Below are 24,753 nucleotides of genomic sequence, written 5' to 3'. Positions count from 1 at the left end.
CGCCGCGCTTGACGCCGTTGCCGGATCAGGCCGGGGTCCTTTGCACCAGCAGGGTCGGAATCCGGCAGGTGCCGCTGCGCACCGTGATGACTCGGGTGTCGGCGTGACGGCCGGCGCGCGATGCGGTGACGGTGAGGCCGGCGGCGATCAGCCGCTCGCGCGACGCCTCGACGTCGTCGACTCGCCAGCCCACGCCCCACAGCTTGTCGTGATTGGCGTCCGAGCCTGCGACCGGCCGGTGCACGACTTCGATCCTGAGGTCGCCACACTGGAACGACATCAGCCGCCCGCAATCCTGCCGCGTCCGGTCCAGCGCCAAAGCGAGCCCGAGCCGGGCCCCGTACAGCGCCGCGGCGCGCTCCGGGTCGGAGGTCGAGATCACCAGATGATCCAGGCCGACGACCGGCGAAGCGCCGATCACCTGAGAGTGCGGCCGTTCGGACCCGAGCTCGAGGAAGAACATCCGCACCCCGCGGGTGGTCTCGGTCGCAGTCCGGGTCCGCTTCCACGCCAGCGTGGCGCCGGTGATCCGGTCGCGGCCTTCGACGTCGGCGACCGGCGTCGGCTGCAGCGCCACCCGCTCCAGCCGGTTTCGCGCACCGGCGGCGTCGGCGACGCGGAAGCACAGGCTGGCGATCCCCTCGCCCTGCAGCTTGATCAGGGTGCGCAGCCGTTCGGCGGCCTGTCCGCTGCCGGACGGCGCCATCAATTCCAGCGACATGTTGTCCAGGGTAAACAGGACGTTGTCGGAGCCGTCGTCGCCGCCGCGCCAGGCCGGCGCGCGGGCCAGCAGCGTCTCGTAGGTGGCGACCGCCGCCGGCAGGTCGCTGACCAGGACGACGAGATGATCGATCGCAGTGATCATGGACATTCCCCCGCAAGCACAGCACCCCGAGCCGTGATTTGCTGCCCGATGCTATCGGGTTCAGCGCGTCGGTTCATCGGCGCGCAATCCCCGCACGATAACGAGGTCATGCCGGCGACGTTGCCACCGGACGATCCGTGCGCCGCCTGCGTGCATGCGACTGCCATCCTCGCCTCCCTGATCGCGCCTGCCCGGAACCCGGCGGCATGCGCGCCGTTGTGACTGGATTTTCGGCGAAATCGCTGTCGTATCAGTTGTGACCCTGCGGAAAATTTTAGCGAATGCGGCGCGAGCCGCAATGCTATGCTGACCGCGCCGGAACTGGTCGCAGCCTCGGGACTCTCATGCACGCACTCTTCATCGGACAGACCTATATCGACGTCACCTTCATCACCGACCATCTGCCCACCGGCGACGAAAAGCACGTGGCATCCGACTACGCGGTGTCGTTCGGCGGCAACGCGGTGACCGCGGCGTTCTGCTGCGCCAAGCTCGGAATCGTGCCCGACCTGATCGCCACCATCGCCAACGACTGGCTGGGGCGGATGTTCATGGACATGAGCGCGAAATACGGCATCGAGATTCACCCGCGCAAGGTCGCCTCGTCGTCGCTGTCGTTCATCATGCCCAAAGACGGCAAGCGCGCTATCGTCCGCTGCCGCGACGACGAACACATCCACCCGTTTCCGCTGCTCAATCTCGGACCCTGCCGCGCCCTGCACGTCGACGGCCACCAGCCTGATGCCGCGATCCACTACGCAAAGCTGTGCCGCGAGGCCGGCATCCTGACCTCGCTCGACGGCGGCGGCCTGCGCACCAACACCCATGAGCTGTTGGAATTCATCGACATCGCGATCGTCGCCGAGCGACTGTGCGAACAGATGGACATGACGCCGGAGAAAATGCTCGACTATCTGAAATCGCGCGGCTGCCGGGTCGGCGGCATCACGCTCGGCGAGCGCGGATTGTACTGGTACGACGAAGCCGGCACGGTGCGGACCCTTCCGGCGCTGCCGATCCCGCGCGAACGGGTGATCGACACCAACGGCGCCGGCGACGTGTTTCACGGCGCCTACGTGTTCTCGTATCTCAACAACCCGGCGCAGAGCTGGCAGCACCACTTCGAATTCGCCCGCGCCGCCTCGACCTACAAGATCCAGCGCCTCGGCAACGAAGCCGGGCTGCCGACGGTCGCGGATATCGAAGCCGTCATGCGCGAGTTCGTGGCGGCGGCGTGAAGCCCAGGGCTGTCATTGCGAGCGAAGCGAAGCAATCCAGCTCAGTGCACGGGGCCTCTGGATTGCTTCGTCGCTGCGCTCCTCGCAACGACGCGGTTTGGTCTCTGCCCTACGCTGCCGCCTTCTTCAGGTCGAAGCCGAGATCGGCCGCCTGCTCGGGCGTCACGGATTTGTCGAGCGGCAGGATCTTGCGGCCGAACACGTGGTCGGCGGCGCGGTTGACGGACTCGATGCCGATCAGCTTGCCGGCCTTGTAGCAGAACGCCGAGAACGACCGCTCGGCGACGCTGCCGCGGATCACCACTTGATCGAAGCCGGCGGTGAGGCCGACGATCTGCAGCTTGTCGTCGCCCTGATCGGACCAGAACCACGGATAGCCGTCATACGGCTTGGCGTCGCCGGTCAACCGCGCGGCGACGCAGCGCGCCTGATCGGTGGCGTTCTGCACCGACTCCACCCGCATGGTCTCGCCGAACCGGACGCTGTCGAACAGCGCGCAGTCGCCGATCGCCGAGATGTGCGGGTCGCTGGTGAGAAGCTGCTGGTCGACGATGATGCCGGCCGCGGTCGGCAGACCGGCGGCGGCGGCGATCTCGACGTTCGGAATGACGCCGACGCCGACCACCACGAGATCGCAGGGCAATGTGTGACCGTTGCTCAGGACGACGCCGGTGACACGGCTGCCCTCGGCCGCGATTTCGGTGGCGCGGACGCCGTAGTGCATCCGGATGCCGGCCTCGGTGTGGCGGTCGTGGAAGTAACTGGAGATCTCCGGCGTCACCACGCGCGCCATCACCCGCGGCGCCAGTTCGACGACGTCGACCTCGAGCCCCTTGGCCCGCGCGGTGGCGGCGAATTCGAGACCGATGAAGCCGGCGCCGATCACCACGACATGCTTCCTGTCCGGCATCCGCTGCCGCAGCACTTCGCTCTCGTCGAGCGTACGTAAGTAAAGCACGTCCGGCAGCGACGCGTTGGGCACGTCGAGCATCCGGTTGCGCGCGCCGGTGGCGAGCACGAGGTGGCCGTACTCGATCGCGGTGCCGGAGGCGAGCAGTAGCTTGCGGCCCTCGCGATCGATCGACACCATCCGGTCGGAAATCAGCTCGATCGCCTGATCCTGGAAGAACTTTTCCGGGCGGAACATCAGCGAGTTCGGATCGCCGCCGCTCTTCAAGTAAGCCTTCGACAATGGCGGCCGCTGATACGGCAGGTGCTTCTCGTCGTTGATCAGCGCGATGCGCCCGGCGTATTTCGCCTGGCGCAGCGATACGGCGACCTGAAATCCGGCGTGTCCGGCTCCAGCAATCAAGACCGTGTCGTTCATTGTTGAGCTCGTCGTGTTGGGGAAACGGCGCGGCGGACGCGCGGGAGGTGGGGATCGACCCCAGCCTGTAGCATACTCGGCCACCGCAGGTCAGCAGGTTTGCCGGGCGGCACCGCCGCCGCGTCAGTAGATCGGCGGGCGCTCGTCGAGGATCGGTCCCTTCGGCTCGGACAGCTCGTCGAGCGGCACTGCATCGACCAGCAGCGGTCCACGCGAGCGGGTGACGGCCCCGACGCGCTCGATCTTGGCGAAGGCTGCCTGCAGGTCCGGCCGCGCCGCGGCGTTGTCGACACCGACCAGCAGCAGCGGTCCCGCGAGTTGCTGGGCTGTCGGTGCCGGCGCGGCAAGCCAACGGAACCGTTCGCCGCGCTGAACCACGCAGGTGCCGGTCGGCAGATAGAATTCCAGCCAGCCGGTGGTGCCGTAATCGTCGGTCAGCACGCAGCTCGCGCCGATCCGCCGCCGCACCTGGTCGATCTCCGCCACCATCTGCGGCACACCGACGCCGACCGAGCGCACCGTGGCGTCGCGGCGATAGCCGGTCAGCGCGCCGGTGTTGACCTGAACCACCACCAGCGCGAACAGCACCGCGCCGGTCGAAACCGCCCAGCGCCGGCACACCGTGACGACGCGCGCGATGCCCGGGGTCCAATGCGGATAGGCCGCCCCCACCGCCGCCGCGAGCGCGAATGCCGGATACAGCGGGCTGAGCCAGTTCGCCTCGACCCGGTCATGCAGCGCCTGCCAGGCGAAATACAGCGCGATCGTCCACACCGTCGCGGCGACCAGAACGCGCGAGGCCGCCGGCCCCGTGCTGCGCTTGCCGAGCGCAATCAGGCCCATCACCCCGAGCACGAACACGAACGGCGTCGCCAGCACGAACTGGGTCGGGATCAGCTCGGCGAGGAAATGCGGCTCGAACCCGCCGAGCTTGGCGCGGCCGAGCTGTTTGACGAAGGAAATCCAGTCGTGCTGCGCGTTCCAGATCACCACCGGCGAGAACAGCGCGAAAGCGATCACGCCGCCGAGATACGGCCACGGCGACAGCAGCCAGCGCCGCATCGCCGGCACCCACAATAGCCAGATCAGGATCGCCGGACCAAAGAACAGCGCGGTGTATTTCGACAGCAGCGCCAGCCCAACCGCGACGCCGACGGCGAGCCACCAAACGCCCCTGCCCGTCGCAGCGACTTGCGCCAGCGCCAGCAGCACGAAACTCGATGCCACCAAAAGCGGCGCATCCGGCGTGACGATGGTGGTGCCGGCCGATACCATCATGGTGGCATTGAGCAACACCGTCGCGGTCGCGGCGATCTCGGTATCGTCGAACAACAGGATCGCGGCTCGCCACACCGCCCAGCTCATCGGCAGCGCCAGCAGGATCGACACCAGGCGGACGCCGAGTTCGGTATCGCCGGCGATCAGCGTGCCGAGCTTGATCACCACCGCGACCATCGGCGGGTGGTCGAAATAGCTGAGCGCGAGATTCTTCGACCAGGTCCAGTAATACGCCTCGTCGAAGGTCAGCGGCGTCACCGCCGCGGCCACCAGCCGGAGCACGACCAGCCCGACGACGACCAGGATCGTGGCGACGTGAAGTCGCCGTATCGCATCGGTCATCGTTTACGCCAGACGAACAGGCCGGACATCGCGTAGTTCCACACCACGCCCATCACCGCGCCGGCCGCGCCGGCCAGCCACCAGGTGACGTGCTCATTGTAGACCGCGAAGGCGACGCCGACATTGGCGAGCAGACCGACGCCGCACACCAGATAGAACAGCAACAGGCCGCGCAGGATCGCGAAGCCTTTGAGCCGCTGGTCGCGATAGGTCAGGAAATTGTTGAGGATGAAGTTGCTGGTCATCGCCACCAGCGCGGCGGCGCCCTGCGCCTCGGCGAACGGCTGTTCGAACACCTTCAGCACGACGAACAACGTGACGAAGTGCACCACCACGCCGGTCGAGCCGACCAGCGCGAACAGGATGAAGCGCAGCGACAGCACGTCGTGGCTGAATTTCGCCAGCACCAGGCCGAGGAAGTCGAGCGCCACCATCGAGTCGAGCTTGCTCTCGCCGTGCAGCCGCGAGCCGAAGGTGAACGGCACCTCGACGATGCGCAGGCTGCCGCGCGCGGTCGCGATGACGTCGAGCAGGATCTTGAAGCCCTGGGTCGAAAGCTGCGGCGCGAGCTGTTCAAAGCGGTCGCGCCGGATCATGAAGAAGCCGCTCATCGGGTCGGCGACCTCGATCTTCAGCGCCTTCTGGGCAACCTGGGTCGCGAACGCACTGATTCCGGCGCGCTGCTTGTTGAAGCTGTCGGCGCTGCCGCCCTCGATGTAGCGGCTGCCGATCACGAGGTCGGCGGCATTGCTCTCCAGCAGCGACAGCATCTTGGTGAGCTGGGTCTCGTCGTGCTGCAGGTCGGCGTCCATCACCGCTGCGAACGGCGCGCCGGACGCGAGAATACCTTCGATGCAGGCACCCGACAGGCCGCGACGACCGATCCGGCGCAGGCAGCGCACGCGGGAGTCGCGCTGCGCCATGTCGCGGACGACCTCCCAGGTGCCGTCGGGAGAATTGTCGTCGACGAAGACGACCTCCCACGCCATGCCAGCGAGTGCCGTCTCCAGTTTACGGAACAGCAGCTCGACATTGTCGCGTTCATTGAAGGTCGGGACGACCACGGAGAGCTGCAGCGGAAGCGCAGCAGGCTGGGTACGGGTCGCAACTGCGGCAGGGCTGGCATCGATCATGGGGCCATGCCTATAGCGATCGTGCCCGGCGATGCCAAGGCGAGCACCGGCCGATCGGGATCAGAAATGTAGGGAAATCGGGTGGATCCGGCGCCCAAAAAGGTCAACGACCACGAACAACAGGTGCGCGTACATCCGGCGCTCCCTACCATTCTGTGGTCGTCTCGGCGCCGAAGCCTCCAGATCGGAGTATCGACGTCGCCGTTGCAACCAAGATAGGAACGGCTGCAGCATTCGCAAGGGGGGCAAGATGAAGAAAGCTCGGACAGGCGAGATCCGGATCGGCATCGGCGGCTGGACCTTCGAGCCGTGGCGCGGCGTATTCTATCCGCCCAAGCTGCCGCAGCGGAGAGAACTGGAATACGCCGCCTCGAAGCTGACCTCGATCGAAATCAACGGCACGTTTTACGGCTCGCAGAAGCCGGAAAGCTTCCGCAAATGGGCCAGCGAGGTCCCGGACGGCTTCGTGTTCTCGCTGAAGGGGCCGCGGTTTGCGACCAACCGCAAGGTGCTGGCGGAAGCCGGCGACAGCATCGAACGATTCTACCATTCGGGCGTGCTCGAGCTCGGCGACCGGCTCGGCCCGGTGCTGTGGCAGTTCGCACCGACCAAGAAGTTCGACGAAGCCGATTTCGGCGCCTTTCTCGACCTGCTGCCGCGCACGCTCGACGGCCGCGCGTTGCGTCATGTCGTCGAAGTCAGGCATGACAGTTTCAAGACGCCGGCCTTCATTGCATTGCTGCGCCGGCACGGCATTCCGGTGGTGTACTCCGAGCACGCGAACTATCCGGAAATCGCCGACATCACCGGCGATTTCGTTTATGCGCGGCTGCAGAAGGGCAAGGACGACATCGCGACCGGCTACGCGCCGAAGGCGCTGTCGGCGTGGGCCCAGCGGCTGCAGCTCTGGGCGGGCGGCGGCGAGCCCGACGATCTGCCGAAGGTCGACGCCACCGGTGCAAAGCCGCAGAAGCGCGACGTGTTTGCCTATGTGATCCACGAAGGCAAGGTGCGGGCGCCCGCCGCCGCGATGGAACTGATCAAGCTGATCGGCTAGACGGCGCACGACACGCGCATGTGAGCGGGGATGACGCGCGACATTGCGTCACCGCAAGGCCTTGTTGCCGATCAATCGGATAGCTGGGCGCCGCGGGCTAGACTCCCGCGCATGGACTATCTCAACAAAAGGATCCGTTGTCGGATGGACAAGATCGACTTCATGAACGGACAGATCAAGGCGCTGGTCAACTTCGCCAATGCGCTGATCAAGTCGCATCCATCGCCCACCATCCTGCGCCACCACTTCGAGACCGAAGCGCGTGACGCCCCGAACGCACCACAGGGCCTATCCCTGTCCGAGCCCTACATCGACGGCATGGCCGATATCAACCGGCAGCTCGCGGTCGAACTCGAATACGCGATCGCGCGTCGCGACCAGCACGAACCGCAGCCGGACTGACCGCGTCGCTGTCGGCAGCGCGCTGGACATTTTCCACAACTTTCGATTTAATATCTGAATAGTGACGCGTAAGAGTTGCTTATTCAGGTAGTGTGGCAATGCGTTGCGTCGGGTGGGTGGGCGCAGTCAGTTTGGTCGCGATCTCGTTCGCCGCGGCCAGTGGCGCATGCGCGGAAGACTTCGATCCCGCCGTCGACGCTTCGGAATTCGAACGGCGGTCGTCAGCGGCCAATGTCGCTACGCCGTTCGGCCTGCCGGCCTCGGACACAGCATGGTTCGACCCGACCGACGATGAAGGCTTGTTCGGCGATCTGCCTGCGGCGACGACCCTGCCACCCTTGACCGATTTTTCCAGCGACCGGCTGACCGGCGGACGAGCGCCGCCGGGATTGCTGTTCGGCGGCTACGATCTCTGGCGCAATGGCGTCTCGCTCTACGGAGGCTTCGAATGGTCCGCGGACGCAGCGGCCGAATCCGGCCCCGTGTTCCGGTTGTTCGTTTCGGAAGCGCTCGAGCGCTATCAGTCGGCCCGCTTCATTTACGTGAGCGACGTCTCGCGAGCCTCGCTCCTGGCCGGCTGGCGTTTCAAATTCGGCGCTTTCGAACTGAAGGTGCTGGCTGGTCCCGATCTCGAGCATCGCGCCTCGACGCCGGACATCCGCGACAAGCGCTGGCGCGGCAGTCATGGCGGCGTCCGCGTCGCGCTGGAAGGCTGGGCCGAGCCGACACCGGAAACCATGCTGGCATGCTCGTTCTACGCCACCACCGTCGCGCGCAGCTACGGCGCCCGGCTGGCCGCCGGTTGGCGCATGCTCGACAGGTTCTGGCTGGGACCGGAAATGTCGGGTTCATCCGACGAGTTCAGCCGACAGACCAGGATCGGGCTGCATCTCAGCGGGCTGCAACTCGCCGCGCTGGAATGGTCGGCCGCCGCCGGCTACGTCCGCGACAGTTTCGGCCGCGACGGCATTTACACCCGGCTCGGCGCCGCGTTGCGACAATAGAGTCTCTCCCAGGCTCACCGCGAAAATGCCTGGGCGCCTGCGTCCCAGGGACGGTCGCCCTCGACCGCGCTGGCACCGATTTCCCAGCCCGGACCGCCCCACAACACATCCACCGTCCACAATTTGTCGTCGCGATCACGAATGAAGAACAGGTTCGGCGCCGCGTTGATCAGCAGCGCGCCGCTTTCGCCGTTCGGCTGCAGGCTGAGCAGACACCACAATTCGCCGAGGGTGGTTTCGCGACGATCACCGAGCCAGGCGACGATTTCGCTGCCGCGCGCCGCCCGGCGCAGCTGAAACGGCTGCAACAGCGCCCGAGCGGGCGCCGGCTCCACCTTGTCGAGAAACCGCTGCCTGAAGGTTGCGCCGAGCCAGCTGATCGCCACCGACGACCGCAATGCGGCACTCTCACGGAAGTGGTTCGCGGCGACGAACCGTTCGGTGTCGACCGAGGCCGTGGTCGACGGCTCGACGGCGTCCGAAGGCGGGGTCGGCGGGCAGCTTCGCGCCGGCTCCGGTCGCAACAGTTCGGCCCCCGGGCGCACCCCCGGCTGCGCCGTCTGCGCGTGTGCGGCGGTGGCCAGGGTGATGACGGTGGCAGCGACGATCGAACGAGTGAGCAGCGACATTCCGCGTCTCCGGTTACTTTCCGGAAACCACGGTAGACCGCGCCGCTGCCCTGTAAATACTTTGCTTAACGATTGGTTAAGGATAACAATTCAGTAAAAACGTAATCAATATTGACACGTATACTTCTAAATACTTCCGGCTTGCAACAGCCCGCGCCGCTTCGACCGTCGCAGCAGGAAACCCAGTGATCTCAAGCTGTTTTGTCGGCAACAAAGATCGCGGCGACGATCGAAGCGGCGTCATCCGCACCGCGACGAGGCTCGTCGGACGGCGGCGCCACTCAGCGACCCGCAAGGCGCCCCCTGTGGAAAAGCCAGGACACGATCAGTCGAGGGTGCGGCGGAATCGCGTCACCGCGATCGTCATCGCCACCAGCATCAACACCAGCAGCGCGACCGCGTCGTATTGCAGGTTCTCCAGCGACGACCCCTTCAGCATGATCGAGCGGACGATGCGCAGGTAGTGCGTCAGCGGCAGGCACTCGCCGATGTATTGCGCCCAGATCGGCATCCCGGCGAACGGAAACATGAAGCCGGACAGCAGGATCGACGGCAGAAAGAACATCATCGAGGCCTGCATCGCCTGGAGCTGGTTCTGCACCAGCGTCGAGAAGGTGTAGCCGATCGCCAGATTGGTGGTGATGAACAGCGTCGACAGCAGCGCCAGCATCGCCAGGCTGCCTTGCAGCGGCACGCCGAACAGCAGCACGCCGATGCCGAGGATCAGCGATGCCTGGATGAAGCCGACGCCGACGTAAGGCAGGATCTTGCCGAGCATCACCTCGACCGGGGTGATCGGCATCGACAGCAGGTTCTCCATCGTGCCGCGCTCGATCTCGCGGGTCACCGACAGCGCGGTGAAGATCAGCATGGTCATTGTCAGAATGGTGCCGACCAGACCGGGCACGATGTTGAGCCGCGACGACGCGGCCGGATTGTAGCGGGCATGGGCGCGGATTTCGAACGGCGGATCGGCGGGATCGCCGGCGACGCGGTCGTGAACCAGTGCGTTCTGCACGATCTGACCGAGCGCCGACAGCGCCGAACCGGCGGCGACCGGATCGGTGGCGTCGGCCGCGACCAGGATCGCCGGCTTCTCGCCGCGCCGTACCGCGCGCTCGAACCCGCGCGGGATTTCGACGCCGAACAGCACGCGGCCCGACAGCAACAGATCGTCGAACTCGGCGACGCTGTGGACCTCGCGGGTGAACTTGAAGTAAGCGGTGTTCTCCAGCGCCTTCAGGATCGAGCGGCCGAGGTCGGAATCCTCCTGCAGCAGCACCGCGGTCGGCAGATGCCGCGGCGTGGTATTGATGGCATAGCCGAACAGCAGGAGCTGCATCACCGGGATCACCACGATCATCGCGAAGGTGAGCCGGTCGCGCTTGAGCTGGATCAGCTCCTTGACCAGCATCGCATAGGTGCGGCGCAGGAAGCCGAACCGCCGCTCCTTGATCGGCGCGTTGGGCTTCGCCGCATCTGTCCCGTCCGCGGTCATTGGAAGTTGTCCTTCGACCGGCTCATCAGCTCGATGAACACGTCCTCGAGCGACGGTGCGCCGTGCTGCCAAGCCTGCCGCGGATCGCTGCGATACGGCGCCAGCGTCTGCTCGAGCGCAGCCTGGTCGCGGCCGGAAACGTGCAGGCTGGTGCCGAACGGTGCCACCATGTCGACGCCGGGCTTGCCGGCGAGTTCGTGCGCCAACGCCCCGAGACCTTCGCCGGTGGCGACCCAGGTGGTGAGTTGCGATCCGGCGATCACCTGGTCGACGGTGCCGTGCGCCAGCAGATGGCCGTAGGCGATATAGGCGATCTCGTGACAGCGCTCGGCTTCGTCCATGTAGTGAGTCGAGACCAGCACGGTGAGGCCTTCGGCGGCGAGCGCGTGGATCTCGTTCCAGAAATCGCGGCGCGCCTTGGGATCGACGCCGGCGGTCGGCTCGTCGAGCAGCAGCAATTGCGGGTTCGGCAGCGTGCAGGCGCCGAGCGCGAGCCGCTGCTTCCAGCCTCCGGACAGTTCGCCGGCGAGTTGCTCCTCGCGCCCCGACAGCCCGAGCCGCTTGATCATCTCCCGCGCCGCGCCGCGCGCATCGGGCACGCCGTACAGCCGGGCGACGAATTCGAGATTCTCCCGTACCGACAGATCCTGATACAGGCTGAAGCGCTGCGTCATGTAGCCGACCCGGCGCTTGATCTTGGCCGCCTCGGTGCGGATGTCGAAACCGAGGCAGGTGCCCTCGCCGCGATCCGGCGTCAGCAGCCCGCACAGCATGCGGATGGTGGTGGTCTTGCCGGAGCCGTTGGGGCCGAGGAAGCCGTAGATCGAGCCGCGCTTCACCTGCATCGACAGGTCGTGCACCACCTCGCGGCCGTTGAACGACTTGGTCAGGCCACGGACATCGATCGCGATGTCGGCGGCATCGGCGGCGATGGCCGGCGCGCCGGTCATGACCGGCCGGCCGCCACCGGCGAAGCCGTGGCCTTGGGTGTGACATACACACTGACCGGCTGGCCGACCCGCAGGCTCGCCGGCTTGTTCGGCCGCGCCTGGATCAGATAGACGAGCTTGTTGCGCTCATCGAGACTGTAGATCACCGGCGGGGTGTATTCGGCGGTGGTCGAGATGAAGTAGATCTCGGCCGACAGGTCGGGCGCGCAGTTGTCGCACGTAACCCGCACCTTGTCGCCGATCGCCAGCTTCGGCAGTTCCGGCTCCGGCACATAGAATCGGATCTTCATGTTGCCCGGCGGCAGGATCGACAGCACCGGCTTCTGCGCCGCCACCATCTCGCCCTCGCGGAAGTAGATCTGCTGCACCGTGCCGGTGACCGGCGAACGGATTTCGCGGCGCGCCAGCCGTGTCTTCGAGGTCTCGACCCGCGCCTCGGCCACCCGCAGCGTCGAGATCGCGGCGTCGAGATTGGCCTGGGTGCCGGAGCCGGTCTTCGACAGCGACTGGGCGCGATCGAAGGTCTGCTTGGCGTTGGCGAGCGTCGCCATATTCTGATTGAGATCGGCCTGCTGCAGATCGTCGTCGAGCGTGTAGATCAGCTCGCCCTTTCTCGCCTCGTCGCCTTCGCGCACGGTGAGCTGGGTGATGCGGCCGGGCTCGTCGGGGCTGACGAAAATCAGATCGGCCTCGACCCACCCCTGATAGCCGGGGTCGCTGCCTTGGCCGCAGCTTGCGAGCGCCAGCGTGAGGAGCATCGCGGCGCAGCCGCGCAGCACGAGCGAGGGGCGCGTCATGGCGCGGTCCTTTCTCCGAAGATCAGATCGAGATGCGCGCGCAGCATCGCCTGCACGTCGAGCGGCGCGAACCGGCCGAACAGGCCCTGCCAGATCACGGACAGCACCACCGGTGCGACCGCGAGCTGCGGGAACTGGGCCAGAGACGCAGCATGGATTTCGCCGCGGGCGACGCCGAGCTCCAGGATGCGGCGAATGCCGGCGACGCCGGGCTCGACCACGTTGCGGTAGTGGAATTCCGCCAGCGACGGAAACCGCGTGCCTTCCGCCATCACCAGCCGCAGGATGTCGCCGCGCCGAGTCTGCGCCACGTCGCGCAAGAAGGTTTCGGCGAATGTCTCCAGCATCTGCCGCGCCGAGACGCCGGGCGCGGGCTGCGACGTCAGCCGCTGCATCGTCGGCACCAGCGCCGTGCGCACCAGTTCCTGGAACATCGCTTCCTTGTCGGTGAAGTGCAGATAGATCGTGCCCTTGGCGACGCCGGCGCGCTTGGCGACGTCGTCGATCCGGGTCGCCGCGAAACCACGCGCGGTGAACTCGTCGAGCGCGGCGTCGACGATCGCGGCCCGCCGTTCCGCCGCCTTGGCGGCACGGGTCGACGGGGCATCCCTGCCCGCGGTCGCAGACGACTTGGTCGGCGGCGACGAGGCGCGAGCCCCGCCCACGCGCTTCGCTGGTGGCCGAACGGAGGTTGGCAAATCTGACGATCCACGCTTCATATTTCTATTATGACTGACTGGTCAGTCATAATCAAGATGGATTGGAACTGATCGGCGGAGGGCGACATGATGATCAGGCGCTGACCCGGTTTCGGCCACCGCGCTTGGCGCGATACAGCGACTGGTCGGCGCGCTGGATCGCATCGGCCAACGTCTCGGCAGGCACCGCGGGGGCGATACCGACACTGATGGTGACGATGCCGGCTTCGCCGAGGCCGGGATGCGGGATCTTCAGCGCGCTGACCGCCCGGCACAGCCGTTCGGCGGTCTCGTACAATTCGGCGTCGTCGAGCCCGGGCAGCACCACGGCAAACTCTTCGCCGCCGTAGCGCACCAGGACGTCGCAGGCGCGCAGGTTGCGGCGGATCGCGGCGACGATCCGCCGCAGGCAGCGATCGCCCGCGGCGTGGCCGCCGTAATCATTGAACAGCTTGAAGTGATCGACATCGATCATCAGCACGCCTTGGCCGAGCGACGGCACGATCGAGGCAGCCTCCTGCTCGATCAGGTCGTCGAGATAGCGCCGGTTGAACGCGCCGGTCAGCGGGTCGGTGGCCGACAGCCGCTCCAGCGCGGCATTGGCCTGGCGCAGATCGCGCTTGAGCTGCGCATCGCTGCGGCGGATCGCCTCCAATTCGGCGATCTGGGTATCTTTGCGTTTGCGGGCGCGCAGCGCGATCACGCAGGTGATGAGAGACAGCCCGACCAGATCGATGTTGGTCCACGCCGGTGGCCAGCGCAGGCCGGAGATGGTGATCACGATGTACAACACCGTGGCGGTGACGGTCATGATCTTGGTGGCCGGCCAGGACAGCGCTGAGACCAGCGCACCGGCGAAGACGACGAACAGCGCCGCCATCATGTAGCGTCCTGCGAACGGCTCCGGCGCGAACTGGCCGATCGCCGTCACCGACAGCGCGAACGCCACCACGGCCGTGGCCTGCACAGCCGATTGCATGGCGCGGTCGTCCGGACGCCGGTTCAGCACGAGCGCGAGCAGCACCAGCGGCGTGACCAGCAGCAGCCGCAGCCCCACCGCAAACGCCAGATGCGGCGCATCGAGCACCGCGAAATCGATGGAAAGCGCGGCAAGGTTGACCAGCAGTGTCCCGATCAGAAATCGCCGCCGAGCACCGGCGCCGCGCATCGGATGTGCGGTCGCCGGCGTGTCGGAGGTCCGGCGGTCATGGAAAATGGGAAACTGGTTGGTCACGCTCGCGTCCGTGGATTCGGCGGAGTCGCCGTATCCCTCATTGCGCCCTGAGCGGCTTACGCCGCGTTGATGTCGCTCCACGCCCCGCGGTTTCCGCGCGCGATGCCTAACGCCCGGCTAAACCGCGCCCGACGAGGCGAACGATCGGGAACGCCTGACAGCAATTGGGATTGTCCTCACAGAACATCCAGGGAGAGCACACATGTCCACCGAATGGCTGTGGGGAATCGGAATTATCGTACTCGGCATCGCGATCGCCTACGCGCTGATGCGGAACCGGACCCGCAGCGCGGCCGAGAAGCGCACCACCGAACGGGTCACCAAGGAGAATTATCGCGCCGAGGACGTCAAGGAAGGCGTACGGCCGATGCCGGAATAGCGCCCGAGTCAGGCGTGGAACTTGAGGCCGTCGAGGATCTTGTCGACCACCTTGCGATCGGCCCGGACGGCGAGGCCGACCAGCGGCAGATCGGCGCGCGCGACGGCTTTGACTGCCTCGCGATTGGCGGCGTCGTGTGTGGTCTTGAACATCGCCTCGGTATAGATCGCCGGCTTGACGTTGCGGGCGAGAGCGCGCTCCAGCGCGCGTGACAGCCCCGGGCCGTCGGTTCCGTACACCAGGATCGGCTGTCCGATCAGCGGATGATAGGGCGTGCCGCTGCCGTCCTCGTAGGCGTCACCGATGCATTCCGGAAATGCCGCAGCGATTCCAGACGTGAGAAACGCCGCGACGTTGAGCTTTTGCCAAGCTTCGAGATCGATGCGGATCACGAGCGCAATCTTGGTGTCGAACTGCATGCCGTGCTGATAGCGCGGCCTGCAGCAGCTGTCAGCTCACGATCATCTCAGGACCGGATCGCTCAGCCCTTGGCGTCGCAGGCCCAGGCGCGGATCACGCATTCCTTACCGCCATATTCGTAGCAGCGACGGGTCGCGGCGTTGAGCGATGAAGAAATCTTCGACTCGACCGCGTAGCCGTGCGCGCCGCACGGATTGCTCATGTCGATCGACAGCGCCGCGCAGGCACGCCGCATCGTCAGCGTGGTGCATTCGCCCTTGCAGCGCTTGCGCGCGGCGGCGATCGCCGCCTCCTCGGCCGGATAGTCGTAGGCTTGACCATAGGCGCCGCATTTCCCGACCGCCAAGGCGCCGGCCGCCTGCGCCGGCTCGAGCACACAGAAGCAGGCCGTCCAAACGACGGCAGTCAGCGCGGCTTTGCGCCACGCGGCAATCGGCGATCCCAACGTCCCCTCCCCCGAGGTCCAACCTGGTTCCAAACTACCCGTGAGGGCGTTTCAACTTGGTGAACGATCCGCAAACCGTGCATCGGCCGATCGCGCACGATCACCGCGCCGAACCGCGGCGGGCCAGAAACTGCGCGAGCCGCGGTTCGAGCTCGCCAACGGCGAAGCTGAGGTGAAACAGCCGCCGCTCCAGCGCCAACCCGTCGGCGAGCCCGACCGATACGGCGCGATCGACCGCCTGTTTGGCGAATCGCACCGCATGGATCGGATGCGCCGCGATTTGCGCCGCAGCCTCGCATGCGGCGGCGCGGGCCGTGCCATCCTCGACCACCCGGCTGATCAGCCCGATCCGCTCCGCTTCGGCCGCGGAAATCAGCCGGCCGGTGAGCACCAGATCCATCGCGCGGGCGCGGCCGACCGCGCGGGCCAGCCTTTGCGTGCCGCCACCGCCCGACAACGTACCGAGCGCGATCTCGGGATGGCCGAATCTGGCGCCGGCGCCGGCGATCACCAGATCGCACATCTCGATCAGCTCGCAGCCGCCGCCGATCGCGTAGGCTTCGACCGCCGCGATCAGCGGCTTGGTGCACGACGCCAGACGGTCGCAGCAGCCGGAAAAATCCTCGGCGAGCGCCGTCGCCAGATCGATGCCGTGCATGTCGGCGATGTCGGCGCCAGCGCAGAACACCTCGCGCCCGGTGAGCACGATCGACGCGACCGCCGCGTCGCGCTCCAGCGTCTCCAGCGCCGCGGCCAGATCGGCGATCATTGGCCGCGACAGAGCGTTGCGCGCCTCCGGCCGATTCAGCGTGACGACGCCGACGGCGTCGTTGCGTTCGATCTCCACCCCCACACCGGTTCTCCTGGTTCCTGTCGTGTCGCCGACAAATCTAGCCAACGCCGGGTTAGTTGGTAAAATCGATCGGTCATGAAGATTGATTGGATTTTCCAATGAATGTGCAGCACCTGCGCTATTTCCTCGCCGTGATGCAGGCGGGTTCGGTGTCGCGCGCCGCCGGTGAGCTCGGCATCACCCAGCCGACGCTGTCGCAGGCGCTGAAGGGACTGGAGCGCGAATTCGGCGCACCGCTGTTCGCGCCCGACGGCCGCGGCATCCGCGCGCTGCCGAGCGCCAAGCGGCTCGAAGCCAAGGTGCGCACGGCTTTGCAGACGCTGGCGGAGGCCAAGCGCGAACTGACCAGCCCGGCACCGGCGCGACTGAAGCTCGGCGTCCTGCCGAGCATCGCTGCTGATTGGCTGCCGAAGCTGCTGCCCGCCGACGACGGTGTGATCGAACTGATCGAAGCGCCGGCCGACGAGCTCGAGAAGCTGGTGGCGAGCGGCGGGCTCGATCTGGCGCTCTCGATCGCACCTCATCGCAATCTGCACCGCAAGCTGCTCCTCAGCGAGCCGTTCCAGCTGTTCGTCGGACCCGATCATCCGTGGTCTGGCCGCCGGACCGTGGCGCTCGCCGAATTGAACGGTCAGCCTTTCGTGCTGCGGCAGGGTTGCGAACGCGTCGGCACCGGCCGCCGGCTGCTCAGCACTGCGGGCGTGCGGTTTCGCATCGTCGCCAAGACACGGCAGGAATCCACCGCCGCCGCGCTGGTCGCCGCGGGGCTCGGCTGCACGCTGGCCCCGGCAAGCTGGGGCGACGCGAACGTGCGAGCACTCGATGTCGGCGGACTGACGCTGCAACGCGACGTCTCGCTGATCTGGAAACAGGCCACCGGGGCCAAGGCCGCAGCGAAGCTGGCGGCGCGGTTACAGGTCCGAGCCTGACGCGCAGTCGATCAGCCGCGCCGCGCCTGATCGAGCGCCTGCGGGGTGTCGATGTCGAGAAACGCCGCCTCGCCTTCAACCGGCACTTCGGCCACCGCTTCGCCGTGCTTGGCGATCAGGTGGCGAGCGCCGACATCGCCGCCGAGCGTCATCAGTTCGGCGAAGAACCGCCGCGACCACAGCACCGGATTGCCGCGGCGCCCTTCCGCGACCGGCACCACGATCAGCGCGCCGCGATCCGGATCGAACGCGGCGATCATCCGGTCGATCAAGGCCGCGTCGATCAACGGCATGTCGCCGAGACAGACGATCGCGCCGTCGGCATCCTCGCCCAGCGCCGCGATGCCGGCCTTCACCGACGACGCGATGCCTTGGGCGAAATCCGGATTGTGCACGAAGGTGAGATCGAGCCCGTGCAGCGCCGCTTCGACCTCGCCCGCCTGATGGCCGGTGACGACGATGGTACGCCGCGCCTGCGAGGCCAGCGCCTGCTCGGCGACGATCCGCACCAGCGGCTTGCCGTTGAGGTCGGCCAGCAGCTTGTTCGGCCCGCCCATCCGCGTGCCGCGCCCCGCGGCCAGCACGATCGCCGCGACGTTGCGGCCGCTCTCGGCGACCGGCACGCGCGGCTGCGGCCGGGTCACGATTTCCATCAACAGACCGCCGACCCCCATTGCGGTGATGTCGGCACGGGTGACGCTCAGTCCGGCAAGCAGCCGCATCAGCACCCAGTCGAAGCCGTTCTCGACCGGCGACCGCGCGCAGCCCGGCGCGCCCAGCACCGGCACGCCGGAGACCGAGCCGACCAGCAGCAGATTGCCCGGATCCACCGGCATGCCGAAATGCGCGATGCTGCCGCCGACCGCACCGATCGCCGCCGGGATGACGTCGCGGCGGTCGGCGATCGCCGAGGCGCCGAACACGATCACCATCTCGGCGCCGAGCCCAAGTAGTTCCTTGATCGCGGCCGACAGCGCGGCCTCCTCGTGCGCGACGCGCCGATCGGCGATGATCTCGGCGCCGGCCGGCGCCAGCCGTTCGGCCGTGACACGGAGCGTCTTCTCGATCACCTTCGGGGCGAGGCCCGGAAGCAGCGTCGACACCACACCGACGCGCTGGATCACGTAAGGCGCCACGCGTAGTGCGCTGCCTTGTGCGGCCGCCACCGCGGCGTCGCGCAGCCGGCCCTCGACGCCGAACGGGATCAACTTGACGGTGGCGACCATCTCGCCCTCGACCACCGGCTTGAACGCCGGCAGCGTCGCCAACGTAATCGCTTCGTCGACCGCATTGATGCGATCGACTGCGGCGCGATCGATCACCAGCACCCCGGTCCGCGCCGCGAACAGATTGGCACGGCCGGTGAAGGCGCGCTCGACATTGACGCCGTCGCCGGCAACCGCGCCGGCCACATTCGCCGCCGCGACATCCTCCGAGACGTCGCCGGGTTCGAGCTGCACCACCACGATTTCGGCGATGCCTGCCTGCTGCAGCGCCGCGACTTCGGCCGGACCGATCGTGGTGCCCTTCTTCAGCAGCAGATCGTTCTGCCGCAGCGAATGCACGGTGACGCCGCCGATCGCATCCGCCGGACGCCGCGGGCCGAACTTCATGCCGCAGCCGCCTTGGACGACGCCGGCAGCCGCAGCGTCGCGGTGATTTCCGCCATGATCGACACCGCGATCTCCGATGGCGACACCGCGCCGATCGCGAGACCGATCGGCGCATGAATCCGGCCGACGTCGGCGTCGGAGGCGCCCTGCTGCTTCAGCCGCTCCAGCCGCTTGGCGTGGGTCTTCTTCGAGCCGAGCGCGCCGATGTAGAAACAGTCGCGTGCGAAGGCGTGCAGCAGCGCCGGATCGTCGATCTTCGGATCGTGCGTCAGCGCCACGAACGCGGTGTAGTGATCGATGTTTAGCGGCGGCAGTGCGACGTCCGGCCATTCGGCGATCAGCGGCACGTCGGGAAAGCGCTCCGGGCTGGCGAACGCGGTGCGCGGATCCACCACGGTGACGTCGTAGCCGAGCGAGCGCGCCAGCGGCGCCAGCGCCTGGCTGATATGCACAGCGCCGACGATCACCAGCTTGGCGGTCGGCGCATGGACGTTGAGGAACAGTTTCTTGCCACCCGCCTCGATGCTCGCGCTCTTGCCCATGCGGAGCTGCTTGTCGAGTTCGGCGGCAAGCGGATCGGCGGCGATCTCGGCGGCCTTGACCAGCCGCTGTGCGCCGGTGGCAGTGTCGGTGACCACGATCGCCGGCCGCCGCGCGGCGCGCTCGGCGTTGAGTTGCTGCAGGATCTCGAACTTCACAGGCTACGCCCCACTTGCCTAAATCGCACATCAGAACCGAGCCGAAGACAACGGCCCTGGAAGTGAAACTCCCAATTTCATGGCGAACTAATCGACCTTCTCGACGAACACCCGGATGGTGCCGCCGCAGCTCAGCCCGACCTTCCAGGCGGTCTCGTCGGCGACGCCGAATTCCAGCAGCTTCGGCGTGCCGCTGTCGATCACGTCGAGCGCTTCGGTGACGACCGCGCCTTCGACGCAGCCGCCGGACACCGAGCCGAGAAAAGTGCCCTCGTCGTTGATCACCAGGCTGGAGCCGGCGGGACGCGGCGCCGATCCCCAGGTTTCGACAACGGTGGCGAGCGCCACGCCGCGGCCGGCTTTGCGCCAGGCTTCGGCGGCCCGCAGGATGTCTTCGTCGCGATCAAGCTGCATGGAGGCGTCTCCTCTTGCGTGGCTGCTGCCGCCGGTCAGGCGACGGATCGGATCGTACTGAAATGGTGCGGCGGCGGTGCCGACGACAGCGCCGCGATCAGCGTGTGCATCGAGGTCAGATTATGCACCGGACGGAATTCGTCAACGTGAGGTATCATCATTTTGATGCCCTGGGCGCGCGGCTCGAAACCGTCGTAGCGCAGCAGCGGATTGAGCCAGATCAGCCGCCGGCAGGAGCGATGCAGCCGGTCCATCTCGAACGCCAGCTTGGCGTCGCTTTCGCGCTCCAGCCCGTCGGAAATCAAGAGCACGATCGCGCCCTGGCCGAGCACCCGCCGCGCCCAAAGTTTGTTGAAGCTGTGCAGCGAGGTCGCGATCCGCGTGCCGCCGGCCCAGTCCTCGACCGAGGAGGTGCAGCTCGCCAACGCCTCGTCTGGATCGCGCTGGCGCAGCGCGCGAGTGACGTTTGTCAGCCGCGTGCCGAACAGGAAGGTCGAGACCCGCTTGCGATCGTCGGTGATGGCGTGGAGGAAGTGCAGGAACAGCCTTGTGTACTCGCTCATCGAGCCGGAGATATCGAGCAGCGCCACGATCGGCGCCGGCTTGTCGATCAGCCCGAGCTTCCTGATGTCGACGACCTCGCCGCCGGTCCGCAACGACGCGCGCAAGGTGCGGCGCAGGTCGAGCTTCAGGCCGCGACGATCCGGCCTCACTCTCCGGGTTCGCAGTTCGGCCTGCGGCAGCCGCATCCGCTCGATCGCGCGGGTCACCTCCGCAATCTCCGCCGCGCTCATCTGCGCAAAATCCTTCTTCTGCAGGATCTCCTTGTCGGAGACGGCGAGACGCAATTCCTGCTCCTCGGCCGAGGGCATGTCGCGCGTCGCGGCGGGCGCCATCGCCTCCTGCACCCGGCGCGAGGCCGGCGGCGGCTTCTTCTTGGCGGCGTCCGGCAGCGGGATCGAATCCAGCATGTGCTGCCAATCTTCGGCGGCGCGGAAGAACAGCGCGAACGCCTGGTCGAAGATCAACAGATGCTCGCGGCGCTTGACGAAAATCGCCTCCAGCGTGGCGTAGAGATCGTCGCGATGGCCGATCTCGATCAGCTGCAGCGCATCCAGCGCGTCGATCACCGCGCCCGGCCCGACCGGCACCCCCGCCGCCCGCAGCGCCCGCGCAAAGCCGACGACATTGTCCGCCATCTTGCCGGTCGGCGGATTGAGATGATCGATCATCGCGGTCGGGTTACGCTGCATCTGACAACAACCTATCCGTCTGTCATTCCGGGGCGCGCGCAGCGCGAACCCGGAATCTCGATCGACGTGCCCGTTTCAGATTCCGGGTTCGCGAGCTTCCGCTCGCGCCCCGGAATGACGAACCTTGGATCAGCGTCACAACCTCGCCGCTCGCGAGGCCTGCTCCCTCTCCCGCTTGCGGGAGAGGGCTGCGGTGAGGGCGACGCGAGCACGGTGCCCGTGGCAGCCCCTCACCCCAACCCTCTCCCCGCAAGAGCGGGGAGAGGGGGCGCGCTGCCGATGCGGCCAAGGTCGAGCTTCACAACGAATGCAAAGAGACTGACTACCTCTCGCTGATCGCGTCCTTGACCAGTTTCTGCACGGTGTCGCCCTGCATCCGGGCGATGTCGTCCTGATACTTGAGCAGCGCACCGAGGGTGTCGCCGACGACTTCCGCCGTGAGCGCGCGAGCGTCGAGTTCAGTCAACGCGGTGGCCCAGTCGAGCGTCTCGGCGACGCCAGGGGATTTGTAGAAATCCTGCTCGCGCAGCGCCTGGACGAAGTTGACCACCTGCTGCGACAGCTTGGCCGAGATCCCCGGCACGCGCGACTTCACGATCGCCAGCTCGCGCTCGGCGTTCGGATAGTCGACCCAGTGATACAGACAGCGCCGCTTCAGCGCATCGTGGATTTCGCGGGTGCGGTTGGAGGTGACGATCACAATCGGCGGCGCCGGCGCCTTGATGGTGCCGAACTCCGGAATCGTGACCTGGAAGTCGCTGAGCACTTCGAGCAAGTAAGCCTCGAACGCCTCGTCGGCGCGGTCGAGTTCGTCGATCAGCAGCACCGGCGCCCCCGCCGTGTCCGGCTCCAGCGCCTGCAGCAGCGGCCGCTTGATCAGGAAGCGCTCGGAGAAGATGTCGCTGGAGAGCTGGTCGCGGTCGGTGTCGCCGGCCGCTTCGGCGAGCCGGATCGCGATCATCTGCGCCGACGAGTTCCACTCGTACACCGCGGAGGCGATGTCGAGACCCTCGTAGCACTGCAGCCGGATCAGACGGCGGCCTAGAGCGGCCGACAGCACCTTGGCGATTTCGGTCTTGCCGACGCCGGCCTCGCCTTCGAGAAACAGCGGCCGGCCCATCCGCAGCGCCAGAAACACCACCGTCGCCAGCGACCGCTCGGCGAGATAGCCGCGGCTCGTCAGCAGTTCGAGCGTGGCGTCGACGGAGGCGGGAGGCGCGGGCGCGGTCATCGTCGGTCCGATCGCAGGCTCACGCCTTGCCGTTGGCGGCGTCGACCGCGCGCTTGGTGAGCACGCCGATCAGATGCGCGCGATATTCGGCGCTGCCGTGCAGATCGCTGTTCAGCCCATCGGCCGAGACGTGGAGGCCGTCGAGCGCCTTAGAGTTGAACCGCGCCTTCAGCGCCTCTTCGAACTGCGTGACGCGGAACACGCCATCGGCGCCGGCGCCGGTGACCGCGACCCGGACATCCGACGGACGGCGGGCGACGAACACGCCGACCAGCGCGTAGCGCGATGCCTGGTTGCGGAACTTGATGTAGGCGGCCTTTTTCGGCAGCGGAAACTGCACCTTGGTGATGATCTCGTCCGGCTCCAGCGCGGTCGCGTACATGCCCTGGAAGAACTCTTCGGCTTTCAGCTTGCGCTTGTTGGTGACCACGGTGGCGCCGAGCGCCAGCACGGCGGCCGGATAGTCCGCGGTCGGATCGTTGTTGGCGAGCGAGCCGCCGATCGTGCCCTTGTGGCGCACCGCCGGATCGCCGATCAGCGACGCCAGCTCGGCCAGCGCCGGGATCGCCTCGCCGACGATCGCCGAATTCGCCACCTCGGCATGGGTGGCGGTGGCGCCGATCACCAGCGAGCGGCCCTTCATCTCGATGCCGTCGAGGCCTTCGATGTGCGACAGGTCGACCAGATGCGGCGGCGCCGCGAGGCGCTGCTTCATCACCGGCAACAGCGTGTGACCGCCCGCGATCAGCTTGGCGTCCTCGTTCTTCAGCAGCAGATTGGCGGCTTGGCGAACGGTCCCGGGGCGGTGATATTTGAATTCGTACATTGCGCTTCCCTGAGCTTCCTGCGTCTCGTTGGGCGTGCCGCGCGGCCTCGTTGAAGCGGGCCGGCGCAGTGCCGGTCAGGTGCGGTCGGAGTTCGCCATCGCCTTGGCGCCGGCCGCGATCGACACCACGATGTTCTGATAGCCGGTGCAGCGGCAGAGATTGCCTTCGAGCTCTTCGCGAATCGTCTCGTCGGAGAGCTCGTGGCCCTTGCGATGCACCATATCGACCGCGGTCATGATCATGCCCGGGGTGCAGAAGCCGCATTGCAGGCCGTGATGCTCGCGAAAGGCTTCTTGCATCGGATGCAGCGGCGCGCCGTCGGCGGCGAGGCCTTCGATCGTGGTCACTTCGTGGCCGTCGGCCATCACCGCCAGCGTGGTGCAGGACTTCACCGCCTTGCCGTCGAGATGCACGACGCAGGCACCGCACTGCGAGGTGTCGCAGCCGACATGGGTGCCGGTCAGCCGCAGGTTCTCGCGCAGAAACTGCACCAGCAGCGTGCGCGGATCGACGTTCGCGGTCACGGGGTTGCCATTGACGATCAGGGAAATCTTGGCCATCGGCCCTCTCTTCAATGCGCACCGCCGCGTTGCACGGCGATCATTCGTCTTTTAGTTGTGTTTCTTGAACCGATCTTACGGGGCAAGCCCAGGATCGGCAACCGCGATCGGCTTCGGCCGCGCCGGACGCTCGGCCGTGTAATGACATCCGCGTGATCGGGCCCCGCGGCGCGGTCAGGCCGCGCCGTTGCCGTTCTGCACCGCCTTGGAGAAGTTGGCGAAGAACTCGTCGGCCAGCTTCTTGGCCGAGCCGTTGATCAGCCGCTGCCCGAGCTGCGCCAGCTTGCCGCCGATATGCGCTTCGACATCGTAGGACAAGAGCGTGCCGCCGTCCTTGTCGGACAGGCCGACGGTGGCGCCGCCCTTGGCGAAGCCGGCGACACCGCCCTCGCCTTCACCGGTGATCTTGTAGCCGTTCGGGGGATCGAGATCGGACAGCGTCACCTTGCCCTTGAAGCGGGCCGACACCGGGCCGACCTTCAACTTGGCGACGGCGCGAAAACCACTGTCGTCCTCGGTCTTTTCCAATTCCTCGCATCCGGGAATGCAGACCTTCAGCACTTCCGGATCGTTGAGCTTGCTCCACACCAAATCTTTCGGCGCGTCCAGTTGGACTTCGCCGTTCATCGTCATGGCCATGGATATTTCCTCCCGGATCGGCGGCCGCCTCGGACAGCGG

The 24,753-nt window shown here is 66.8% G+C and carries 27 protein-coding genes; 6 read left to right on the top strand and 21 right to left on the bottom strand.

The features are described from left to right. Window positions 1-25: 25 nt before the first annotated feature. Complete coding sequence (locus DWA33_RS14905) at window positions 26-865, bottom strand: VOC family protein (protein WP_114358908.1); 840 nt, start codon at window positions 863-865, stop codon at window positions 26-28. 344 nt (window positions 866-1,209) lie between these two features. Between DWA33_RS14905 and DWA33_RS14900 the strand changes: the two genes are divergently transcribed. Further along, the gene (locus tag DWA33_RS14900) at window positions 1,210-2,103 is read left to right on the top strand and encodes a sugar kinase (protein WP_114358854.1); all 894 of its coding nucleotides are present in this window, start codon (window positions 1,210-1,212) and stop codon (window positions 2,101-2,103) included. A 109-nt stretch (window positions 2,104-2,212) separates the two neighbouring features. On the opposite strand, the gene DWA33_RS14895 is transcribed toward DWA33_RS14900, so the two are convergent. The 3 genes from DWA33_RS14895 to DWA33_RS14885 all read right to left on the bottom strand — a co-directional run bounded on the left by DWA33_RS14895 (window position 2,213) and on the right by DWA33_RS14885 (window position 6,183). Further along, window positions 2,213-3,430, bottom strand: a complete 1,218-nt coding sequence (locus DWA33_RS14895) for an NAD(P)/FAD-dependent oxidoreductase (protein WP_114358853.1) — start codon at window positions 3,428-3,430, stop codon at window positions 2,213-2,215. 123 nt (window positions 3,431-3,553) lie between these two features. Then, window positions 3,554-5,050 (bottom strand): glycosyltransferase family 39 protein, encoded by a 1,497-nt coding sequence (locus DWA33_RS14890; protein ID WP_114358852.1) that lies wholly within the window; start codon window positions 5,048-5,050, stop codon window positions 3,554-3,556. Beyond that, window positions 5,047-6,183: a glycosyltransferase gene (locus tag DWA33_RS14885; protein ID WP_114358851.1), complete on the bottom strand. Its 1,137-nt coding sequence runs from the start codon at window positions 6,181-6,183 to the stop codon at window positions 5,047-5,049. Before DWA33_RS14885 ends, DWA33_RS14890 begins: the two co-directional genes overlap by 4 nt. Window positions 6,184-6,433: 250 nt before the next feature. Here DWA33_RS14885 and DWA33_RS14880 point away from each other — a divergent pair, with 250 nt between their 5' ends. From DWA33_RS14880 to bcsS, 3 genes are all read left to right on the top strand, one after another. Further along, complete coding sequence (locus tag DWA33_RS14880) at window positions 6,434-7,240, top strand: DUF72 domain-containing protein (RefSeq protein ID WP_114358850.1); 807 nt, start codon at window positions 6,434-6,436, stop codon at window positions 7,238-7,240. Window positions 7,241-7,384: 144 nt separating this feature from the next. Continuing rightward, window positions 7,385-7,642: a hypothetical protein gene (locus tag DWA33_RS14875; protein ID WP_114358907.1), complete on the top strand. Its 258-nt coding sequence runs from the start codon at window positions 7,385-7,387 to the stop codon at window positions 7,640-7,642. A gap of 116 nt (window positions 7,643-7,758) precedes the next feature. Beyond that, the gene (bcsS, locus tag DWA33_RS14870; protein ID WP_244601307.1) at window positions 7,759-8,646 is read left to right on the top strand and encodes a cellulose biosynthesis protein BcsS; all 888 of its coding nucleotides are present in this window, start codon (window positions 7,759-7,761) and stop codon (window positions 8,644-8,646) included. A gap of 14 nt (window positions 8,647-8,660) precedes the next feature. On the opposite strand, the gene DWA33_RS14865 is transcribed toward bcsS, so the two are convergent. The 6 genes from DWA33_RS14865 to DWA33_RS14840 all read right to left on the bottom strand — a co-directional run bounded on the left by DWA33_RS14865 (window position 8,661) and on the right by DWA33_RS14840 (window position 14,452). Beyond that, window positions 8,661-9,275 (bottom strand): hypothetical protein, encoded by a 615-nt coding sequence (locus tag DWA33_RS14865; protein ID WP_114358848.1) that lies wholly within the window; start codon window positions 9,273-9,275, stop codon window positions 8,661-8,663. Window positions 9,276-9,600: 325 nt separating this feature from the next. Next, window positions 9,601-10,773 carry an ABC transporter permease gene (locus tag DWA33_RS14860; RefSeq protein WP_114358847.1) on the bottom strand — a complete coding sequence of 391 codons (1,173 nt, stop codon included), beginning with the start codon at window positions 10,771-10,773 and terminating at the stop codon, window positions 9,601-9,603. After that, the gene (locus DWA33_RS14855) at window positions 10,770-11,723 is read right to left on the bottom strand and encodes an ABC transporter ATP-binding protein (protein ID WP_114358846.1); all 954 of its coding nucleotides are present in this window, start codon (window positions 11,721-11,723) and stop codon (window positions 10,770-10,772) included. Before DWA33_RS14855 ends, DWA33_RS14860 begins: the two co-directional genes overlap by 4 nt. After that, entirely contained in the window at window positions 11,720-12,520 is an 801-nt protein-coding gene (locus DWA33_RS14850; RefSeq protein ID WP_114358845.1) for an HlyD family secretion protein, read from the bottom strand. Before DWA33_RS14850 ends, DWA33_RS14855 begins: the two co-directional genes overlap by 4 nt. Further along, window positions 12,517-13,239 carry a TetR/AcrR family transcriptional regulator gene (locus DWA33_RS14845; protein ID WP_114358844.1) on the bottom strand — a complete coding sequence of 241 codons (723 nt, stop codon included), beginning with the start codon at window positions 13,237-13,239 and terminating at the stop codon, window positions 12,517-12,519. The genes DWA33_RS14850 and DWA33_RS14845 overlap by 4 nt, the downstream gene beginning before the upstream one ends. 73 nt (window positions 13,240-13,312) lie before the next feature. Then, window positions 13,313-14,452, bottom strand: a complete 1,140-nt coding sequence (locus DWA33_RS14840; protein WP_114358843.1) for a GGDEF domain-containing protein — start codon at window positions 14,450-14,452, stop codon at window positions 13,313-13,315. A 202-nt stretch (window positions 14,453-14,654) separates the two neighbouring features. Here DWA33_RS14840 and DWA33_RS25250 point away from each other — a divergent pair, with 202 nt between their 5' ends. Continuing rightward, window positions 14,655-14,831, top strand: coding sequence for a hypothetical protein (locus DWA33_RS25250; protein ID WP_167443218.1), 177 nt, complete (start codon window positions 14,655-14,657; stop codon window positions 14,829-14,831). 8 nt (window positions 14,832-14,839) lie between these two features. Here the strand turns inward: DWA33_RS25250 and DWA33_RS14835 are convergent, their stop codons facing one another. The 3 genes from DWA33_RS14835 to DWA33_RS14825 all read right to left on the bottom strand — a co-directional run bounded on the left by DWA33_RS14835 (window position 14,840) and on the right by DWA33_RS14825 (window position 16,549). Further along, the gene (locus DWA33_RS14835; RefSeq protein WP_114358842.1) at window positions 14,840-15,250 is read right to left on the bottom strand and encodes a DUF2000 family protein; all 411 of its coding nucleotides are present in this window, start codon (window positions 15,248-15,250) and stop codon (window positions 14,840-14,842) included. Window positions 15,251-15,312: 62 nt separating this feature from the next. Beyond that, window positions 15,313-15,660 carry a DUF4189 domain-containing protein gene (locus DWA33_RS14830; RefSeq protein ID WP_244601309.1) on the bottom strand — a complete coding sequence of 116 codons (348 nt, stop codon included), beginning with the start codon at window positions 15,658-15,660 and terminating at the stop codon, window positions 15,313-15,315. 136 nt (window positions 15,661-15,796) lie between these two features. Further along, the gene (locus DWA33_RS14825; protein ID WP_114358840.1) at window positions 15,797-16,549 is read right to left on the bottom strand and encodes an enoyl-CoA hydratase-related protein; all 753 of its coding nucleotides are present in this window, start codon (window positions 16,547-16,549) and stop codon (window positions 15,797-15,799) included. Window positions 16,550-16,647: 98 nt separating this feature from the next. On the opposite strand from DWA33_RS14825, the gene DWA33_RS14820 reads away from it, so the two are divergent. Next, on the top strand, window positions 16,648-17,478 hold the full coding sequence (locus DWA33_RS14820; RefSeq protein WP_114358839.1) for a LysR family transcriptional regulator: 831 nt from the start codon (window positions 16,648-16,650) through the stop codon (window positions 17,476-17,478). Window positions 17,479-17,489: 11 nt separating this feature from the next. On the opposite strand, the gene DWA33_RS14815 is transcribed toward DWA33_RS14820, so the two are convergent. From DWA33_RS14815 to DWA33_RS14780, 8 genes are all read right to left on the bottom strand, one after another. Next, window positions 17,490-19,091: an NTP transferase domain-containing protein gene (locus DWA33_RS14815; RefSeq protein WP_114358838.1), complete on the bottom strand. Its 1,602-nt coding sequence runs from the start codon at window positions 19,089-19,091 to the stop codon at window positions 17,490-17,492. Continuing rightward, window positions 19,088-19,789, bottom strand: coding sequence for an XdhC family protein (locus DWA33_RS14810; RefSeq protein ID WP_114358837.1), 702 nt, complete (start codon window positions 19,787-19,789; stop codon window positions 19,088-19,090). Before DWA33_RS14810 ends, DWA33_RS14815 begins: the two co-directional genes overlap by 4 nt. A gap of 87 nt (window positions 19,790-19,876) precedes the next feature. Beyond that, the gene (locus DWA33_RS14805) at window positions 19,877-20,203 is read right to left on the bottom strand and encodes an XdhC family protein (protein ID WP_013501315.1); all 327 of its coding nucleotides are present in this window, start codon (window positions 20,201-20,203) and stop codon (window positions 19,877-19,879) included. A gap of 35 nt (window positions 20,204-20,238) precedes the next feature. Next, window positions 20,239-21,456: a vWA domain-containing protein gene (locus DWA33_RS14800; RefSeq protein ID WP_114358836.1), complete on the bottom strand. Its 1,218-nt coding sequence runs from the start codon at window positions 21,454-21,456 to the stop codon at window positions 20,239-20,241. Window positions 21,457-21,778: 322 nt separating this feature from the next. Beyond that, on the bottom strand, window positions 21,779-22,687 hold the full coding sequence (locus DWA33_RS14795; protein WP_114358835.1) for an AAA family ATPase: 909 nt from the start codon (window positions 22,685-22,687) through the stop codon (window positions 21,779-21,781). Between the two features lie 19 nt (window positions 22,688-22,706). Further along, a complete protein-coding gene (locus tag DWA33_RS14790; protein WP_114358834.1) occupies window positions 22,707-23,513 on the bottom strand; it encodes an FAD binding domain-containing protein in 807 nt (268 codons plus the stop codon). 75 nt (window positions 23,514-23,588) lie between these two features. Then, window positions 23,589-24,074, bottom strand: a complete 486-nt coding sequence (locus tag DWA33_RS14785; RefSeq protein ID WP_114358833.1) for a (2Fe-2S)-binding protein — start codon at window positions 24,072-24,074, stop codon at window positions 23,589-23,591. Window positions 24,075-24,248: 174 nt separating this feature from the next. Continuing rightward, window positions 24,249-24,713: an SRPBCC family protein gene (locus DWA33_RS14780; RefSeq protein ID WP_011159342.1), complete on the bottom strand. Its 465-nt coding sequence runs from the start codon at window positions 24,711-24,713 to the stop codon at window positions 24,249-24,251. Window positions 24,714-24,753 lie beyond the last annotated feature (40 nt).

Origin of the sequence: Rhodopseudomonas pentothenatexigens (genome assembly GCF_900218015.1) — a bacterium.
GTDB lineage: Bacteria > Pseudomonadota > Alphaproteobacteria > Rhizobiales > Xanthobacteraceae > Rhodopseudomonas > Rhodopseudomonas pentothenatexigens.
The sequence above is the reverse complement of the archived record's forward strand: the minus strand, read 5'-3'. Positions and strand labels throughout refer to the sequence as shown.